The following is an 18,372-nucleotide window of genomic DNA, read 5'->3' on the forward strand; positions in this document are numbered from 1 at the left end:
CTCTGGACGTGGAACGCCCTCTCCCTGTCGCTGTACACGCGGCCTCCGTCCCGACCGGGTAATCCCCCGGTCCAACTTCCTGCCGCACCCCCGATATGTGCGATATTATCTAGTCTCTAGGATTACATGCACTTCGTTTACCTGCGGTGATACTAATCGACAATAGCATCACGCTATCAAAATGCGCTTCTCATCGTACATTTCGTTGTGTTTTGTAGCAGCCGATTTCACAAGCCGGGTTTTTGTAGCAAGCCATGCCCTGATGGCCGCGCGTGAGCCAACCCCAGTCGGGCGACCCGACGTCTTGCGTTCCTAACGTCTACGCGCAGCATTCAACGCCTCGCGAAGCGTCTGCTCCCCTGCCCGCAGCGCGGGCCAGAGGGGGCGCGCCGATCCGTCCGGTCTCCCAAAGAGCTGGCGGCGCAGCTCAAGCCGACGCCCGCGCGCGTCGTAGGAGCGTCTTTGCATGCGAAAGCCAATGCGCCGGGCAACAAGACGCATGTGCGCCGCAAGGAGTTCGTCGTTGCGGAGCTGCTCTGCGGTCAACGCCAGCTCCTCGATCCCCATGGCCAGCAAGGCCGCCGTGCGTCGGCGGTCGGCGTCGAAGGCAGCCTCGCGCGTATGGACGGAGCGCCCGTCGTACTCGACGCCAAACCCGAAAGCTGGCCAGCAGAAGTCGAGCACATGGTAGGAGCGCCCCGAGATGAGCCGTGCCTCCTCGCTCAGGTCGATGCGATGGTTGAGGATGGGAGCGGGCAGGCCAAATCCGCCGAGACGACAGGGCAGAAAGCCGAGCATGTAGTAGACGGTCTCCATCGGCGAGGCAGACCCGTCGCATATGCAAGACAGAGCCTTGCCGGCACGTACTACTCCCCTGCTGGAGGCGTGTTCTGCAAGATAGTCTCGCAGGCATGCGACACTCGTCAGGGGTCGTGATCGCTGGAAAAGCCGCTCTTGGGCCTCGGGGTCGCGACCGTACGTTCCACAGAGCTCGCATCCCAGCATGACAAGGCTCGGAAGGGGCAACGTACGAGCGAGCTGCAGGAAGCATCGCTCTGGCGAAACGGCACTCACGCCCGGAGCGAGGAAGGCGACGTCCCTCGGCAAAAGCGCGCCGGTCTCTACGTGGCAACGCACCGCGGTGGAGGGCCGACGAGCCGCAGGGTCGCTCACTTCCACGTCAATCGGCGCATGAAGGATGGAGGCAAGGCGGTCGTCGAGCACGCCGAGGATAAGTGGGACAGGAGTGTCGCGGCGGGGGCTCGCGCCAGCCACACGGCAGGACGCCCGCACCCCCGCACAGGGGCGTCCCATAGTTGCACGCCAGTATTCAAGCGCCGACGACCCACAGATGACTATGTCGCGTGAGGTATCCATGTCGCGAGGATACGCCTCGACAGCACGTGTGGACATCCGAGAGAACAGTTCACAAGCATGCCATGTTACCTGCGGTTTTGTTGCCAGGCAGCCGTTTGGTGGCTGTCAGGTTTCCGTCAGATGGCAGGACATCCGCTGCGTATGTGAACACCCGACTCTGGACAGAGCTGCGATAGCACGCGACCACGCACAATTCGGAAAACCGCATGATGGGCCATCCCGCTCACACAGCCAGGCATCGCGCCCCTACCCCAAGATCGCGAGCAGATCGTCTTTCGTCAGGCGCGCGATACCGCTTGCCGCCTCGCCGCCCGCCGCCCCGACGAACTGCTCAGCAAGGGCGCTCTTCGCCTTCTGAAGGCGGAGGATGCGCTCCTCTATCGTATCCCGCGCAACGACCTGGTAGACGCTCACGACGTGCGTCTGCCCGATGCGGTGAGCTCGGTCGGTCGCCTGGCTCTGGGCAGCGGCGTTCCACCAGGGATCGGCGTGAACGACGACGGAGGCCCCCGTGAGGTTGAGGCCGGTGTTGCCTGCCTTGAGCGAGATGAGAAACACGGGGGTGTCGTCGGAGTTGAATGCGTTGACGAGCTCGAGGCGGTGCTGCTTGGGCGTTGATCCTGTAATCGTATAGAACGCGACGCCCTCGGCGCGCAGGCGCTGCGCGATGAGGTCAAGAAAGCTCGTGAACTGGGAGAACACGAGCATCTTGGTACCCTCGTCACGACAGGTCTCCACGAGGTCCACTATTGCCGCAAGCTTGGCCGAGGCATCCGGCGCGTCCTCGTAGAGCAGGCGCGGGTCGCAGCACAGCTCGCGTAGGTGAGTGAGCTCCGCGAGGATCTGCAGCTTGCCCGTCGCGAACTCAGCATCGCCCGTGCGGGCAAGTTGTGCCCGCAGGCGCTGCTCGTGGGCGGCGTAAAGGCGACGCTGCTCCCCCTCGAGCTGGACGTAGACGACGCCGTCGATCTTGTCAGGCAGATCGGTCAGCACATCACGCTTGAGACGGCGCAGGACAAACGGGGCGACAAACGCCTGCAGTTGAGCAGCCGCCCCCTCGTCTCCGTCGAGGATCGGCTGCTCAAAGCGCTTCTGGAAGCGCTGATAGGGCCCGAGGATACCGGGCATCAGGTAGTCGAAGATACTCCATAGCTCGGAGAGGCGGTTCTCGATGGGCGTACCCGTCAGCGCAAAGCGATGGCTCGCCGCGAGCTGTTTGACGGCTTGGGCGACTTTCGTCGCGTGGTTCTTGATGTACTGAGCCTCGTCGAGCACCTGGCAGAACAGCGTGCGCCCTTCATAAAGCGCGACGTCGCGCCGCAGCAGGTCATAGGAGGTGATAAGCACCTCGTAGTCGCTGCCGACAAGCATGTCGTCCGAAGCGCCATCGACCCCCGAACGCGATGCGGGCGCACGCGACGCGCCAATCACCGAGTCAGGCGATATCCGGTCGGTCAGGTACCCGTCATCGCAGGCGCCCGACTCAACCCAGTGGGCGCCACGCAGAACGGCAGCACGCTCCGAGGGCGAGCCCGCCACGACACCGACGCGCATGTCGGGCGCAAATCGCTCGAGTTCCGCCTGCCAGTTATAGACAAGGGACGCGGGACACACGATGAGCGAGGGGCCCACACAGCGGGCCTCGTCGCGCGTAGCGAGCAGGTATGCGATGAGTTGGACGGTCTTGCCCAGCCCCATCTCGTCGGCAAGGATGCCGCCAAAGCCACGATCGCCGACCGCGCGAAGCCAGCGATAGCCCTCGACCTGATAGGGGCGCAGAACGCCTACCAGCGTAGGGGGAACGACGTACGATGCGGGGTCAACGCTTCGGAAGTCGTCGAGGTAATCCGTGAACGAGGCGTCCTTCTCTGCGCCCGCAACCTCGGTGTCGAGATGAAACGCGTGGTAACCAGGCAACTCGACACACCCTGTGTCGAGCTGAGAGGCCGTAAGCCCCAGCGATGAGGCAATGCCGTCAAGTTCCGCCAAGCCAGCGCCCTGCAGGTCGAGATAGGTGCCGTCCTTGAGGCGATGGAAGCGCTTCTTGCGCCGGTAGCTCGCAAGCACAGCGGCGACCTCGCGCGCGGGCACCTCGTCCGCCATGAGCGACAGCTCAACGAGGCCCGAGCGAACCGACAGGCCGATACGTACCTTAGGAGGGCGCGGCGCCATGAGGCCGTCGAACGCCGGAGTGGCATAGACCGTGCCTGCAGCGCGGAGGGTGGGCAGTCCCTCCGCCAGAAAGCGCTCCGTCGCCTGAACGTCCTTGCTCGGCACATAGGGTCCCATGATCGCGCCGAGCGGGACGGCGCGGCCCGCGGTACCGGAGGAAAGCCCCGTGCTTAATGAACCTCGCACCAGTGGGCGACCGTCGAGAGATCCCGTATTGCGCCGACCCTGCTCGCACACGTCAACGAACAGGTTGCTGCTCCCCACGGCCCGCTCGTCCACGACGAAGTAGGAGGAAACGACACGCTCCGCCGCCTGTTCGGCTGCTTCATCACGGACGAGATCCTTCTCATTGGGGGAAAGCAATCCAGCAGAGGCGTCCGATCCGTCCTTCCCCGCTGCCTTGGGCGCCCCATCCAGGGCTGTCGGCGACACCCCTCCGGAGCCCGCAAAAGCCGCTGCGCCCTCATGCGCCGCCGCGCCGAGCAGGGGGAAGCGATGCGACCCATACACGGCCACCGGGTCGCACGTCACGCCCTCTACCGTGCGATCGAGGTAGAACTCCATGCGGCAGGGCACGGGACGCAGGGCCTCGAGATCGGCCGGCATGCGCGCAGGCACGGCACCATCGAGCAACGGCAGTATCGTGCGACAGAACAGCGCGCGGTCGGCGTCGTCAACGAACAGCTCGGCGTCGGGCGCGTCGTAGATTGCCTCGAGCAGCTCGCGGCAAGCCGCGAACTCTGGCGTGCAGCGGTAGAGGGCAGAGCCCTCGAGCGCGTAGGTTGACCCCTTCCCGCAGAGGAATCGCAACGCCCCCGCGCCGCGCCGGATGAGATATCCCGAGCACCCGCCGTCATCGTAGCGCTCCACGTCAAGATCAAGCGGGGGATTCGCATCGAGAATGCGACCCGGCACGTCGAGATGGCCCGCAGGCGTCTTGATGCTCAACATGAATCCTGCGTCCCGGTACAGCTCCACGAGCTCGACAGCTTCCTCGTCGGAAAGCACCAGGTCGCGCTCGGAAGAGCGCAGGCCACCACGGGCGCCGGCTCCGAGAGGACGGGGCTCATCCGAAACAGCCGATTCCCTGCTCCCGCCGGCCAACGCATCCCATGATCCCGGGCAGGATTCCAGCGATGTGAGGGAGCGCACCGCATAAGCGCGCGTCAAAAACTCGTAGACGCGCCGCGACAGATCGTCGAGCACGACGATGGTATGCGTAAAGGCAAGGCGCTTGCCGTAGGAGCAATACGCCCCATCGCGCATGTTCTCGACGAATGCCGCGATGTCTTTGAGCACATACGACGCTCGAGGGCCTGCGATCTTGAAACGAGCCTTCCAGCCGCGGTGAGACGGCTCCAGCGTCAGCTCGAGCCGGACGCTACCCGCCGACGGCTCTTGCTGCCCGCCGTCCCCTGTGCCCGGAAGCGTCCCGGGGCGGGCACCCTGCCTATCGAGCCGACGCGCCTCGCTGCGCCGCATGAAGTTGGCCAGCACGAGCGACGTGCCGTCAAAGCGTCGTTGTTGGTAGCCGGCGAACTGTCCGGGCGTCCGGTTGTAGCGTAGCACGAGCGCAGCAACGTGCTTGCATACGCCGCCCGCCTGGCCAGACGCAGGGCACGTGCACCGTGCGGAGCGTAGCGTCCCCGCCCTCTCGTCCAGCGAGACGTCCGTGTGGAGGGGCACCTCGCCCGCAGGACCATCCTGCACGCACGCCGACAGCCTTGTAATGCTGCCCGTACGCTCGCAGCTGAGCTCAGACATCCTCTCGACACGAGAGAACGCGATGGAGCGCCCGCGATTGAGCACGGGCACACTGCAGTAGCGCAGCAGCTCGCTGTCAGAAATCATGCGGACGCCCCCTTTCGGCTCTAAGCCCTAGTGCTTCGCGTGTCGATTAAAACGCTTCGCCGTGCCCGTGGCGCCCACTCCCGAGCTCTTGCGCGCCGTGCGCTTGAGGCTTTTGATAACGTCCACCTCGTCCGTCCCCTCGACGCGCGCCTTGAGCCGCACGAGCTGGTCGCGCAGGCGCGCCGCCTCCTCGAAGTCGAGCTTCTCAGAGGCTGCCATCATCGACTCCTCGATGGAGCTCATGATACGAGCCACCTCGTCGGGGCCGAGCTTCGACAGCTCGTCAGCCACGCGCTGCGCCGTCGAGCGCATCTCGGGCGTGAGGTTATCGTCGCCTTCGTCAGAGGACGGCGTGAAGAACTCACCGTGCCCGAGCTCGTCACCTTTGCTGCGCTGCTTGTCGCCCAGCGTCTGCGCGGCCTCGGTGATGAAGCTCGTGATATCGCTCATCGCCTTCTGTACGCTGCGCGGCTCGATGTGGTGCTCCGTGTTGTACGCTTCCTGAATCGTGCGACGGCGCATCGTCTCGTCGATGGCAGCACGCATGGAGTCGGTGATGACGTCGGCGTACATGATGACCTGGCCGGACACGTTTCGCGCCGCACGACCCATCGTCTGAATGAGCGAACGTCTGTTGCGCAGAAAACCTTCCTTGTCGGCGTCGAGGATAGCGACAAGGCTCACCTCGGGGATGTCGAGGCCTTCGCGCAGTAGGTTGATACCCACGAGCACGTCGATCTCGCCCACACGTAGCTTGCGCAAGATTTCGACGCGGTCCATCGTCGCCGTGTCCGAGTGCATGTACGTGCAGCGGATCCCTTCGTCGAGCAGGTGATCCGTCAGGTTCTCCGCCATGCGCTTCGTCAGCGTCGTCACAAGCACGCGTTCGTGGGCCGCGGCGTGTGCCTTGCACTCGGCGATGAGGTCGTCGATCTGGCCGCGAATGGGGCGCACGTCGATCTTGGGGTCGAGCAGGCCCGTCGGGCGGATTATCTGCTCGACGGTCTGCTGGGTCACGCGCTCCTCGTAGTCGCCCGGCGTGGCGGAGACGTAGACAAACTGCGGGATGCGCGCCTCGAACTCATCGAAACGCAGCGGGCGGTTGTCCAGGGCACTCGGCAGGCGAAAGCCATGCTCGATGAGGGTGATCTTGCGCGAGCGATCGCCCTCGTGCATGCCGCGAATCTGAGGCAGCGTCACGTGGCTCTCGTCGATGATGCAGACCATGTCTTTGGGGAAATAGTCGATGAGCGTGTAGGGCGGCTCGCCCGGCTTGCGCCCGTCGAGGTGACGCGAGTAGTTCTCGATGCCACTACAGAAGCCCATCGTCTGGAGCATCTCGAGGTCGTAGTCGGTGCGCTGCTGCAGGCGCTGCGCCTCAAGCAGCTTGCCAGCCTGCTTGAACTCGGCGACGCGGGCCTGCTCCTCGTCTTCGATCGTCAGCAGGGCGTGGTTGACCTTGGGGCGTTCCGTGACGTAGTGAGACGCCGGCCAGATGGGGATGGCGTCGTAGGAAGCGCGCACCTCGCCCGTGACCTCGTCGATCTCAAAGATGTCCTCGACCTCATCACCGAAGAAGCTGATCCGCAGCGGGTGTTCCGCGTACGGCGGAAACACGTCGACGACGTCACCGCGCACGCGAAACGTGCCACGATGTAGGTCGTAGTCGTCGCGGTCGTACAGGATGTCGATGAGGTTGTGGATGAAGTCGTCGCGCTCGAGCGGAACCTTCTTGTCGACGTTGGGCGCCAGGCCGGCGTAGTCCTGCGGGGAGCCGATGCCGTAGATGCAGCTGACGCTCGCCACAACGATGACGTCACGCCGCGACAGCAGGCTTGCCGTAGCCTGGTGACGAAGCTTCTCGATGTCCTCGTTGATGGAGGAGTCCTTCTCGATGTACGTATCCGTCTGCGGAACATAGGCCTCGGGCTGGTAGTAATCGTAGTACGAGACGAAGTAGACGACGGTGTTGTTCGGGAAGAAATCGCGCAGCTCGCTTGCCACCTGCGCTGCCAGCGTTTTATTCGGCTCCATGATGAGCGCGGGACGCCCGACAGCCTCGATGGTCTTTGCCATCGTGAACGTTTTGCCGCTGCCCGTGACGCCGAGCAGCGTCTGATAGCGCAGGCCGTCGCGCAGGCCCTGGGCGAGCTTCTCGATAGCCTGAGGCTGGTCACCCGTCGGCTCAAACGGCGAAACAACCTGAAACGCGGCATCCCCGCCCTCCTGGCCGAAACGACGTAGCTCGCCGCCGAAGCGCTCGACACGAGGAAGAGCACCGGAGTCAGGCCCCCCATCCCGAGGCGCCGCAGTCTCCGATGCGACATGGACTCCTGCAGAGGCAGGAGTGTCCTCGTATGGAGTTATCTGCCCAGATGTTTGCGCGGGCATGAGTAACCCTCCTCTCGACAAGGCGGAATAAACAAGCATATCACGAGCCCATGAAGGCCTTTTGCGAAAGGAGGTGCCTTACTGCCCTCTTACGCCTCGCGTTGCTCGACCTCGCTGACGCACTCGTTTTTGATCGTGCCCACGAGCGACTGCAGGGCGTCAATAACGCGGGGGCGAATGTCACCACCGATAAGCACCTGCATGATGGGGTCGCCCACCGTGAGCTCACCGGAGTTGAGCCACACGCGTACGTAGCCGATGCCCTCCATGGCACGCGTCGCCTCGATGGCAGCGTTGACCTTGGCCTCGTCATAGGAGAAGTTCATGCCGACAACGTGCGTACCATCGTCAACCCCCTGGCGCACGAGCTGCTTGGGCGACTGGCGCACGGTGCCAACGTGCGTGAGGTACATACCGCAACCAGCGGCGGACTCGTCGGCCTGCGCCTCGGCAAGCCATTGATCGACAGACGGACGCTCCTGAGCCATGGTGGATTCCTTTCTCCGGAAGGCGACGGGGCACAACGCGGCGCCTACGTCACGTAGTTGGCGCTTTGACGTATCCCAGTATACCGCATAGACTCCTATCCGTACAGGTGTTCTATAATGGACAGCGAAATGCCTCCGCGCAAGCCGTCAGCGATGGCATGTGCGAACAAGGCAGATTCCCTCAACTTTCTTGGGATGAAGTCCCTCGCTCGGGCATGTAGAGAGTGAGAGCGCTATAGCAAGGCCTGATGAATTGTAGGCGCATCGAAATGGCCCGTTCGGATCCAGAACCAGCCCTGCCGAACCGCCCCAGCGATCACGCGACCAGAGGGGGTGACCCGTGACCAGACGCAGCAAACACCCCATCGTGCGCAGCGAGCGCTTCGTCACCGACGCGATGCGGGCGTGGGGAGACGCAGTATGGGGACTCGCCTTGGCATGCACCGGATCGCGTGCCGATGCCGACGACGTCTACCAGGACGTCTTTCTCAGCCTAGCGCGCAACGGCACCGACCTATCCGACGGGGAGCACCTCAAGGCCTGGCTGCTGCGCGTCACGATCAACCGCTGCCGCGAGTTCGGTCGTATGGCACGGCGTCACCGGAGCATGAGTCTCGACAAGCTGACGATCGAACCGGAAGACCCGGGTGCCGCAGAGGGATTCTCGCAGGTAGAGCGTGAGGAAGTGTGGCAGGCAGTCAGGCAACTTCGACCGAAGTACCGTGAGGTCATTCACCTTCACTACCAGGAGGGTATGGACTGCTCAGCCATCGCTCAAATACTCGGCATCCCTGCCTCCACAGTCGCAACGCGCCTGCAGCGGGCTCGCACGCAACTCCGGATGAAACTGGGAGACGAATGGCCATGACAACCACACGGCAGCAACCGATAGAGACCATGTAAGACACAGGAAAGTCTCGCGAACGTGAGCGAGCCGCCGAGGCATATCGTGCCGCGCTCGAGGCGGCAACCCGACCCGCAGAGCTGGACGAGCGCGTGCTTACGTCGCTGCGTACCGAGCGTGCCGGTGCTGCCGATAAAGGAACCATGCGCCGCACCATGACTCGGCGGGGCTTCGTGGCACTGGGTGCAAGTACGGCTGTCGTTGCCGGTCTTGGCGTCCTCGGCATCAGCCTGTCGCCGACCGGCAAGCGCATCGATACCGGCCCGAATGAGACGCCCATCGCCCCTGAAAGTTCCCTTCCCAGCACCGATTCCGGCATCGAATCAGACAACGGAGCCCTGCCGTTCGGCCTTGCCGTCGCCAACGCCGCCGAGGCTGGGACGGGCGCGAAGACGTTCGCCCTCGCGCCCACTTCGCGCGGCGTCATGGTGGCCGTCACCGCACGCGGATCGGTTTGCCTCGCCTTAAACTACGACGTGGTTGGCGAGGAACTTGAGCGCGTGGAATACTCCCTCGAAAACGTCCCGACTATCACGGCGTACTACGACGTCGGCGGCTACGTCGAGCAGCCCATTGCCCAGTTCGAGGAGTGTATGCTGTCGTGGACGCGCTGGGACATCAACGGCGGCTTCTCCGAGATGCAGTCGTTTCTGCCTACCCGCTACGTGCGTGAGCGCAGCGCTGAGCTCGATGCGATCCTTCGCGCCTCCCAAGAGCAGTCCGAAGGGGGCACGACAGAGTTCTCGCTGGATGGCAAGGAAGCAGCCAACGCACATGCAAGCTCTGACGATGCCACCTATCAGGTACTTCGCATCCACCAGACCGATGACTTCTGGGAGAGCGACCCCGTGCTCGCTGCGTATCAGGCCTACGGGGACCAGCGCATCAGAGATCTTGAGCGCGCCAACGAGGAACACGCGGCCGGCGACGCGTCCTTCCGCATATCTCCGCAGCCCAGCGAAGAGCTGACGCAGGCACAGTTCGCATTCTGGCAGGCTTTCAGCGAGGTCTATTCCGACAGGGGCGCGTTCGTTGCGTGGATGAAGCCCCTCTATGTCACGGCGCTTAGGCTCGCCGCCCAAACGCTCGATGACATCACGCTGGCAGTTCACGGCACCTTCGTCGACGGGAGCACGGCAACGCGGCGCTATCGCCTCGGTCTCGTGGACAAATACGAGCAGGTCGCCCAGAACCGATTCGACGCGCTGCTCGAGGCGTGTGGCCTGACCATGGATGAGGACGGGGCATACTACGCCAACGGCAGTCGCTACGGCATCGATGAGGACCAGCTTCCCTTCTTTAACTTCGTGGCGGGGCTGCCGCCCGATGACACCGATGACCCGCGCCTGCAGGCACCGCTGTTCACGATCACGGACGTCACCACCAACGAGCGAAGCTCAGCTCGACATGGCTAAACACCGCCCCAGCAAGCACTTCACCTGGTGCGCAGATCATTGCGTACGGCAAGATTTCCCCAACCGGTTTTGGGACGTTTTGGGCCGCCATCGTATGTATAGGGTAGACGGGGACAGCGTAGCGCATCCGGGCTCGGGCGCCCTAGCCCCGCTCGATCCCGAGGAGGAGGCGGCTCATGGGACGTCCGCGCGCCAAAACGCTCGTACGCAGCCGAGAGTCGGTCGAGCATGCCCTAAACGATTGGAGCGACGCGGTGTGGAAGCTCGCCTTGGTACGCACCGGGTCGCGCGCCGACGCCGACGACGTCTACCAGGACGTTTTTCTGCGCTTGGCCTGCGACGGCACCGAGTTTGCTGATGAAGGACACCTCAAAGCCTGGCTGCTGCGCGTCACGATCAACCGGTGCCGCGAGCTTAGCCGCATGGCATGGCGCCGTCGCAACGTTTCGCTGGACGCATTGACGGTCGAACCGTCCGATCCACAGGCCGATGGAGAGTTTGACGCCGCCGAGATAGCGGAGCTCTGGCAGGCCGTCGGACGGCTTAAAGCGAAATATCGCGAGGTCATCCACCTCAGGTATCGCGAAGAGCTCAGCTGCGAGCAGATAGCGCACGTCCTTGGAACGAACGTCTCCACCGTGCGCACACGCCTCCAGCGAGCCCACAAGCAACTCGAAGCAATGTTGGGAGGCCAGCGATGACGATTGCGCACGACAAGGACAGTCAGCGTTTCGCCCATCCAGAAGGGCACCCGGCAGACGGAGAGAAAGCCCTGCCGGCGACGGAACACGATTTCGACAGTCCCCGCATCGGGAGGCTCTACCGCAAGGCAAGCGAGCGGCCCCACAAGCCAGCGAATCTCGACGCGCGCGTCATGAGGGCAGTCGACGCGCTCCCACAGGCAGCGCACACCGACGCGTACGCGCACGATCGGGTGGGATCGCCGCGCAGCCTCACCAGGCGAGCCTTCGTGTTGACGGGGGCCGGAGCGGCCGTCGTGGCAGGCATTGGGCTACTTGGCATTGGCGTGCCCCTCGTGCGCGACGGCGGCCCTCAAATGCCCGGCAGCCCCTCCGGCGCCGGCGCCTCAAGCGCAGAGGAAAATGCAGTTGACATGCCAGACAGCATCCCGTTTGGCCTCGCCGTTGCCAATGCCGCAGAGGTCGAGACGGGCACGAAAACGTTTGACCTCGCGCCGAGCGAGAAGGGCCTCGTCCCCGTGAGCTCGACCAGCCCCAGCACGTTCGCGCTCGTCATGAACCCCAGCGTCACAGGCCAGGATGTCCGACGCGTCACGTACTCCACCGATGGTAGCCCGCAAGCAAAGTGGCAGTTCGGAGACGACATCTATTACACACCCGCCGTGCGCTTCGCGCTGGTCGCCGCCAACGCCGAGGCGCCCGGCAACACGGCACCTGGCCTGGGGGGTCCTCGCAACCCGAGCATGTCGTGGTTCGACTGGCTCCCCAACCAGGAGCCCATCACCGCAGAGAGCGTCGGCAGCCAGAAGCTCGCCGACCTCCTTCTCGAAACGGAGGCCCAAGGCTACGACGTGCAATACCCCACGCTCAGTCTCTCCTACGACGTGGACGAGGAGGGCACCATCGACTGGCCGGGTGCCTTCGACCCTTGTGTTGCGCTCGTCGTCACCATGTTCGACGGCACCACGACCTGGGACGACGAGGTACTACGAGCCTACGAGACATTCCAACTCACGTTGCAAAAGCACAGCGAGGCCGCCGCAAACGGAGACGCCCAAGCAAAAGCCGGCGCGCAGGAGGCCATCGACAACGCGCAGCTTGATCTCATGGGGCTTATCTTTGCCGTCTGCGAGGATGCCGACACGTACCTGGCGTGGCTGCGCAGCTGCTATGTGAAAGTCCTTTCGAAGGCCGCAGACATCATCGGGCGCACCACGCTCGTCGTGAACGCCGAACTTGAAAACGGCAACACGGCCGAGCGACGGTATCGCATCTGGACGGTCGAGGACTTCGAGGAGCGCGTCATCGATCGGCTCGACGGTCTGCTCGAGCTGGGCAACGTCGACGTGAGCGACGAGCTCGCCTACATGCAGTCCCTGACCAAAGCGGCCCTCATGTCAAACTTCCCCCTGTTCGGTCTCGTCGAGGGCGTGCCGATCGACGACAGGGGCGACCCGCGCCTGCAGGCGCCGCTGTTCACGATCACGGACGTCACGGACGACACGAACATCCTTGTAGCAGACCGGCAGCTCGACGGCATTTCCGCGCGTGCCCCGAAGGAGCACGAGCGCTAGTTGCCCAAGATGAGGTGAGACGCCCATCGCGCTCACGCATGTTAAGGACAGTTCGGCCGAGCACGCACGACCCGCGCGGGGTCCCATCCACGCACTCGAGGAGGTGGGCAGATGGCACGCAACAGCCGGCGGTTCGCCACGGGCAGGCGCGACGACGCGTTTTTACTTGAGGCGATGCGGCTGTGGGGTCCGAGCGTCTATCGGCTCGCCGCCGTGCGTACCGGCTCGCACGCCGACGCCGACGACGTCTACCAGGACGTCTTTCTACGCCTGGCCTGCGACGACACCGCGTTCGCCGACGATGAGCACCTCAAGGCGTGGCTGCTGCGCGTCACGATCAACCGCTGTCGTGAGCTAGGGCGGTTCGCCTGGAAACGCAGAACCACCCCGATGGATGCCCTGCTCGTCGAGCCCATCGACCCCGGTCTCACGCCGGAGGAAACACTGATCGCTGCCGAGGAAAACGCTCGCGTAGCTCGGGACGCCGCACGTCTGTGGCGAGCGCTCGCCCGGCTCAAACCCGCGTATCGCGAGGTCATCCATCTCGCTTACTACGAGAACCTCACCAGCGAGCAAATCGCTGGCATCGTCGGCAGCGCGCCCTCGACCGTGCGCACCCGACTGCAGCGCGCCCGGGCAAAGCTCCGGACTCTGCTGGAAGGAGCATCGCGATGACAGCACACGTGAACGTACGCGACACAGAGCAAGACCGAGAGCTCTACAGGGAAACTCTGGATCACACGACACCCGCAAGCGATCTTGGGAAGCTGAACCGGCAGGCCCTCGGCCGCATTCAGACAGCAACGAACAGCGCAGCGGCCAGCGTCGCAACAACCCGCCACGCGCTTCTAAGCCGGCGGCGCCTCGTAGCGCTTGGTGCCGGAGCAGCTGTCGTCGCTGGGGTTGGGCTGCTCGGCGTCGGGCTACCAATGCTCGGCAGGCATGAGAGTACGGGTGGCGCCGACAACGGCCCGACAGCTCCCGCGTGGTCCGATCCTCTCGCCACGGCAGGTATCCCGCCGTTCGGCCTGGCAGTCGCCTACGCCAGCGAAAACCAGGGCGCCCCGAACGACCTCGGGACAGCGTTCGAGCTCTCCGCTACCGACGTTGGCCTCATCCCTATGATCTCGCAGAACACACGTGAGATGCAGCTGCGATTGAACCTTGCCATCGTAGGACAGAACGTCCGCACGGTCACATACCACATCGACGACCGGCCCATACTCCCGCCTGCCTTCGACGATCCTTGGGCCGCCCAGCCCTTGCCGGCACCGGCCATCAGCTTCCAGGAGCACGCGCGCCTGGCAGACGCAGACGCCGTAGGCGGGCGGTACTTCGGCGGGTTCACATCGTACTCGCCCGTCTTCAAAGATCGGCAGGACAGCGGGGGCATCGATCGGGCCCCGAAGACCGACGCGTTTGTCGCCAGTGCCAGCGATGTAGTGTGGGTTGATCAAAAGACGCGGCGCGCCCGCTCGAGCGGTGAAGCAGACAGCGTGGGCGACGCCGTGACCGGCAGTGGCACGTACCAGCTCATAATCGCCGAAACCCCGGCCTGGTTCTGGGAAAGCGACCCCGTTTTGACCCTCTTCCGAGACTATGAGAATCTGCTCAGCCATGTCTCGCTCGCACAGACCAAGCGCGCCTACCCCGATATCGCCGCCTATTCCGCCCTCGAAGACATGAGCGACAGCGAGCTTGAGGCAAAGCGCGCCGAACTGGAAGGACTGATCGACAAGCTCAGGGGCGTCCTTGACAAGCTGTTCCGCAACGCGCAGGACACGCGCGACTGGATGCGCTCGTGCTACGTCGCCAACCTGCGCGCCGTCGCCGAGCTCCTCTCCGACTCGACGATCAGGGTGGTCGCGCAGTTCGAGGACGGTGCCACCAGCGAGCGCGCCTATCGCATCGACCCCATCGACAACTTCGACGACGTTGCCGGCGCGCGCTTCGACGGGCTCTATGAGCTGGCTGACCCCGCGTTTGTGCCGTTTGAGGAGATGGAGGAGTCCATGCAGTCCTCCCGACGCGACATGCAGCGGAAGCAGGAGGAACATACCGGGCTGCGCGACCCATTCGGCGAGTGGCTCGTAAGGCGCAGCACCTCGAGTAGCAACATCAGCGCGAGTGAGTTCCCCTACTGCGGGACGATTGCGGGCGAGCCTGACCCGGCAGTCGACGACCGTCGCCTGCGCGCCGCGCTGTTCACGATCACGGACGTCACGGAGACCGCTGAAGCATAGGCCATCCGCAACACACCGGGTTTCAGTCCGCATACTCCGCGCTCGTCCCGCCCCCAGCAGCACTCCGCGGGTATATGATGCTGTGCATTGACGCTCGCGCGGCACGTACCTGGCACGCGGCAGCAGCGAACCCCCGAGGAGGGGTCGCCCAGTCTGTCCGTGTCATCTCATGCCGTGCGAGTCGTCGGGGGAAACTAAAGGAGACAAGGAAGAGGAATCCATGAGCACCAGCACGCCCACCGAAACCGGTGTCGCCGGCGAGCCCATCGTCAGCGCAGGCCCACAGGCCGGCACTGACGGACAGCCGGGCGCAGGCCGCAATGCTGCCGTCGCGTCCCGAGGCATCGACGACTTCGGCCGCCGCATCGACTACCTGCGCATCGCCATCACGGACCGGTGCAACTACCGCTGCGTCTACTGCATGCCCGAAGGTGGCGTCAACCTGATGAGCCACGAGCGCATGCTCTCCTACGAGGAGATCGTGCGCTTTGTACGCGTGGCGACGGAGTTCGGCATCAAACACCTGCGCCTCACCGGCGGCGAACCACTCGCTCGCAAGGGATGCGTCGAGCTTGCAGCCATGCTCTCGGCGCTGCCCGGCATCGAGGACATTGCCATCACAACGAACGGCCCACTGCTGCCCAAGCTCGCCAAGCCGCTCGTCGAGGCCGGCGTGTCGCGCGTCAACATCTCGCTCGACTCGCTCGACGCCGAGACGTTCCATGCCGTGACGCGCGTCGGCCACCTTTCCGATGCGCTCGCCGGCATCGACGCCGCGCTCGAGGCCGGCTTCAAGACTGTTAAGATCAACTGCGTCGCCGTGCGCTCGCTCAAGCAGGACATACTCGGCATGGCGAAGCTCTCCGTCGACCGTCCGCTGCACGTGCGCTTCATCGAGTACATGCCTATCGGCAGCGACGACATGAACCTGCTGACGCAGGGCGGCTCTGAGGCACTTGGTCATGACCGCGAGAGCCCACGCATCAGTGTGGCCGACTGGAGCGCGCACGACACGATACCCTCTGACGAGCTGCGCGACATGATCTCCGAGCTCGGCGTCGCCGACGGCGTCGGACCGCTACTGCCCGCCTCCAAGGATCGCCCCACCGGCTACGGCCCGGCAGACTACTGGAAGTTCGCCGGGTCCCAGGGCACGGTCGGCTTCATCTCGGCAATGAGCAACCACTTCTGCAAGACGTGCAACCGTCTGCGCCTGACAGCTGACGGCTGCATCCGTCCCTGCCTGTTCAGCGACGCCGAGGTCCACGTCCGCGACGCCCTGCGCGCCGGCGACGACGAGGCCGTGCGCGCCGCCTTCCGTGAGGCGCTGCGCATCAAGCCCGACGCCCACCACACAGAGGGCACCGAGCGCTACATGTCCCAGATCGGAGGCTGATACCCCATGACAACCATTGAAAGCACGCCGAACCCCGAGGCCATCCCCCAGCTGGCACCCAACCTCGAGCCGCGCGACGCCTATCGCGACACGCTGACCCACGTCGACGAGAAGGGCGACGTGCGCATGGTCGACGTGTCCGACAAGGCCGTGACGAAGCGCGTCGCCGTGGCAGAGGGGTCCATCCTCATGCATCCCGAGACGCAGGCCATGGTGCTGGAAGATCGCGCCAAGAAGGGCGACGTCCTCGCCTGTGCCCGCGTGGCCGGCGTCATGGCCGCCAAGCGCACGAGCGACCTCATCCCGATGTGTCACCCGCTGCCCATCACGAAGGCCAAGGTGGAGATCGAGCCCATCCCTGCCCGCAACGATGCCGAACACGCCGTCGAGAACGGCTGGGCCCCGGCGCGCGCCGACGGGCTCGTCGGCTTCCACGTGACGACGACAACCGGCGTGACTGGCGTGACGGGCATCGAGATGGAGGCGCTCACGGCGGCGAGCGTGGCATGCCTTACGATCTACGACATGTGCAAGGCCGTCGACCGTGGCATGGAGATCGTCGACGTTCGTCTGCTGCACAAGGAAGGCGGTCGCTCCGGCGTCTGGGAGCGCACGCCCGGCCAGGTGTAGACCGAGCCGCCCACGATAAATCCACGCGCGATGATGGCGTCCTGCCTCCCAGGTAGGGCGCCATTTTTAGTGCGACTCATCATCTCGTTAATGAGACGCCACCGGTATTTCAACATGGCATTGCCGAGGCGTTCCTCGCGTCCCGACGCTACCATGGATCCGCATGAAGACGACCATGGACATATGCCTCAGTCACGAGTCCGCCCTAGAAATGTGGCGCGACATCGACCTCATCGATGACCCCACGATCGATGTGCGCACGGCCGAGGTACGTTTCAACCGCAATCCCTTGCGAGCGCCCCTCATCATGCCCACCCGCGCCCTTGCGGTGTCCCGACTTCCTTTTGGACTCGTAGGGGCATCCCTTCCCCTTCATGTTCTGGTGGGAAGCGCCTCAGTGCGCAATCGGGTACCAGACCTTGCCTGTCACGTCTGCTCGAAAGCACTCCCAGGTGGGTCGTTTATCCACCTCGGAAATCGAGCGTATTCCTGTACTCCCCCGCTCGTTCTCGCCCAGCTCGCTCCTTCGATATCAGAAGTGAGACTTTTTTGTCTCGCCCTTGAAATGTGCGGGAGCTACGTAGTGACTCGCGGCGAGCGAGGCTTTCGATCGCGCCCGCAGCTCGTCGATGTTGAGCGTCTCGTTGCCTATGCGCAAAAGAACCGCGGGATCTATGGGATGGGCGCCGTCTGCAAGGCACTCGACCACGCGTTGAACGGATCTGCATCACCCATGGAAACAGCCGTGTCGGCGCTGATGTGCCTACCGTGTCGGCTGGGAGGGTTTGGACTGCCGAAGCCACTGTTAAACCAGAGGATCGAATTAGAAGGCCAAGCGCTCAGTGCATCAGGCGGGCGATCATACGTCCCCGATCTCTACTGGCCCAAGCAGAAGGTAGCTCTCGAATACGATGGCGCGGAGTATCACTCCTCAGACGCCCAGATCGCCCATGACCAGAGACGTCGCAACATCCTCGCATCGCTCGGCATCACCGTACTCGTCATGAGAAAAGAGCAGCTTCACAACGAGCAGGAGCTCATCCTCATCGCGCAGACCATCGCTCGACATCTCGGCGTCCGCTTTAGGCCGCGAGCAAACGGCTGGCGTTGGCTCAATCGCGACCTGAGAAGGGAACTTCTCTCGCCTCAGGCATAGCTCAAGCGGGCGCGAAAGCCAGAGAAGTACCGAGCGTGCCCCTTTTGGCCAAAACGCCCGCGCTTTGCGAGTCC

At 64.1% G+C, this 18,372-nt stretch carries 13 protein-coding genes; 9 read left to right on the forward strand and 4 right to left on the reverse strand.

Features of this window, described 5'->3' with window-relative positions:
- Positions 1-312 precede the first annotated feature (312 nt).
- From KHZ24_11005 to KHZ24_11020, 4 genes are all read right to left on the reverse strand, one after another.
- A complete protein-coding gene (locus KHZ24_11005; GenBank protein MBS5451713.1) occupies positions 313-816 on the reverse strand; it encodes a hypothetical protein in 504 nt (167 codons plus the stop codon).
- Positions 817-1,623: 807 nt separating this feature from the next.
- Positions 1,624-5,400, reverse strand: a complete 3,777-nt coding sequence (locus tag KHZ24_11010) for an SNF2 helicase associated domain-containing protein (GenBank protein MBS5451714.1) — start codon at positions 5,398-5,400, stop codon at positions 1,624-1,626.
- Positions 5,401-5,427: 27 nt separating this feature from the next.
- The gene (uvrB, locus tag KHZ24_11015; GenBank protein MBS5451715.1) at positions 5,428-7,791 is read right to left on the reverse strand and encodes an excinuclease ABC subunit UvrB; all 2,364 of its coding nucleotides are present in this window, start codon (positions 7,789-7,791) and stop codon (positions 5,428-5,430) included.
- An 89-nt stretch (positions 7,792-7,880) separates the two neighbouring features.
- On the reverse strand, positions 7,881-8,279 hold the full coding sequence (locus tag KHZ24_11020) for a molybdenum cofactor biosynthesis protein MoaE (protein ID MBS5451716.1): 399 nt from the start codon (positions 8,277-8,279) through the stop codon (positions 7,881-7,883).
- Positions 8,280-8,619: 340 nt separating this feature from the next.
- On the opposite strand from KHZ24_11020, the gene KHZ24_11025 reads away from it, so the two are divergent.
- From KHZ24_11025 to KHZ24_11065, 9 genes are all read left to right on the forward strand, one after another.
- Positions 8,620-9,147 (forward strand): sigma-70 family RNA polymerase sigma factor, encoded by a 528-nt coding sequence (locus KHZ24_11025; GenBank protein ID MBS5451717.1) that lies wholly within the window; start codon positions 8,620-8,622, stop codon positions 9,145-9,147.
- Positions 9,148-9,326: 179 nt separating this feature from the next.
- On the forward strand, positions 9,327-10,598 hold the full coding sequence (locus KHZ24_11030; GenBank protein ID MBS5451718.1) for a hypothetical protein: 1,272 nt from the start codon (positions 9,327-9,329) through the stop codon (positions 10,596-10,598).
- 254 nt (positions 10,599-10,852) lie between these two features.
- Positions 10,853-11,299: a sigma-70 family RNA polymerase sigma factor gene (locus KHZ24_11035; GenBank protein ID MBS5451719.1), complete on the forward strand. Its 447-nt coding sequence runs from the start codon at positions 10,853-10,855 to the stop codon at positions 11,297-11,299.
- A 413-nt stretch (positions 11,300-11,712) separates the two neighbouring features.
- Entirely contained in the window at positions 11,713-12,873 is a 1,161-nt protein-coding gene (locus KHZ24_11040) for a hypothetical protein (GenBank protein ID MBS5451720.1), read from the forward strand.
- 111 nt (positions 12,874-12,984) lie between these two features.
- The gene (locus KHZ24_11045; GenBank protein MBS5451721.1) at positions 12,985-13,548 is read left to right on the forward strand and encodes a sigma-70 family RNA polymerase sigma factor; all 564 of its coding nucleotides are present in this window, start codon (positions 12,985-12,987) and stop codon (positions 13,546-13,548) included.
- 254 nt (positions 13,549-13,802) lie between these two features.
- Positions 13,803-15,116, forward strand: a complete 1,314-nt coding sequence (locus KHZ24_11050; GenBank protein ID MBS5451722.1) for a hypothetical protein — start codon at positions 13,803-13,805, stop codon at positions 15,114-15,116.
- 220 nt (positions 15,117-15,336) lie between these two features.
- Positions 15,337-16,512 (forward strand): GTP 3',8-cyclase MoaA, encoded by a 1,176-nt coding sequence (locus tag KHZ24_11055; protein ID MBS5451723.1) that lies wholly within the window; start codon positions 15,337-15,339, stop codon positions 16,510-16,512.
- 6 nt (positions 16,513-16,518) lie between these two features.
- Entirely contained in the window at positions 16,519-17,142 is a 624-nt protein-coding gene (locus KHZ24_11060) for a cyclic pyranopterin monophosphate synthase MoaC (GenBank protein MBS5451724.1), read from the forward strand.
- A 163-nt stretch (positions 17,143-17,305) separates the two neighbouring features.
- A complete protein-coding gene (locus tag KHZ24_11065) occupies positions 17,306-18,298 on the forward strand; it encodes a DUF559 domain-containing protein (protein MBS5451725.1) in 993 nt (330 codons plus the stop codon).
- The last annotated feature ends 74 nt before the right edge of the window (positions 18,299-18,372 follow it).

This window comes from Coriobacteriia bacterium (assembly GCA_018368455.1).
Lineage (GTDB): Bacteria > Actinomycetota > Coriobacteriia > Coriobacteriales > UMGS124 > JAGZEG01.

What these genes read in the sequence shown, in the direction of transcription:
- KHZ24_11005 (MBS5451713.1), bottom strand. Translation starts at nt 816, where the DNA reads ATGGAGACCGTCTACTACATGCTCGGCTTTCTGCCCTGTCGTCTCGGC.
- KHZ24_11010 (MBS5451714.1), bottom strand. Translation starts at nt 5,400, where the DNA reads ATGATTTCTGACAGCGAGCTGCTGCGCTACTGCAGTGTGCCCGTGCTC.
- uvrB (MBS5451715.1), bottom strand. Translation starts at nt 7,791, where the DNA reads ATGCCCGCGCAAACATCTGGGCAGATAACTCCATACGAGGACACTCCT.
- KHZ24_11020 (MBS5451716.1), bottom strand. Translation starts at nt 8,279, where the DNA reads ATGGCTCAGGAGCGTCCGTCTGTCGATCAATGGCTTGCCGAGGCGCAG.
- KHZ24_11030 (MBS5451718.1), top strand. Translation starts at nt 9,327, where the DNA reads ATGCGCCGCACCATGACTCGGCGGGGCTTCGTGGCACTGGGTGCAAGT.
- KHZ24_11040 (MBS5451720.1), top strand. Translation starts at nt 11,713, where the DNA reads ATGCCAGACAGCATCCCGTTTGGCCTCGCCGTTGCCAATGCCGCAGAG.
- KHZ24_11045 (MBS5451721.1), top strand. Translation starts at nt 12,985, where the DNA reads ATGGCACGCAACAGCCGGCGGTTCGCCACGGGCAGGCGCGACGACGCG.
- KHZ24_11050 (MBS5451722.1), top strand. Translation starts at nt 13,803, where the DNA reads ATGCTCGGCAGGCATGAGAGTACGGGTGGCGCCGACAACGGCCCGACA.
- KHZ24_11055 (MBS5451723.1), top strand. Translation starts at nt 15,337, where the DNA reads ATGAGCACCAGCACGCCCACCGAAACCGGTGTCGCCGGCGAGCCCATC.
- KHZ24_11060 (MBS5451724.1), top strand. Translation starts at nt 16,519, where the DNA reads ATGACAACCATTGAAAGCACGCCGAACCCCGAGGCCATCCCCCAGCTG.
- KHZ24_11065 (MBS5451725.1), top strand. Translation starts at nt 17,306, where the DNA reads ATGAAGACGACCATGGACATATGCCTCAGTCACGAGTCCGCCCTAGAA.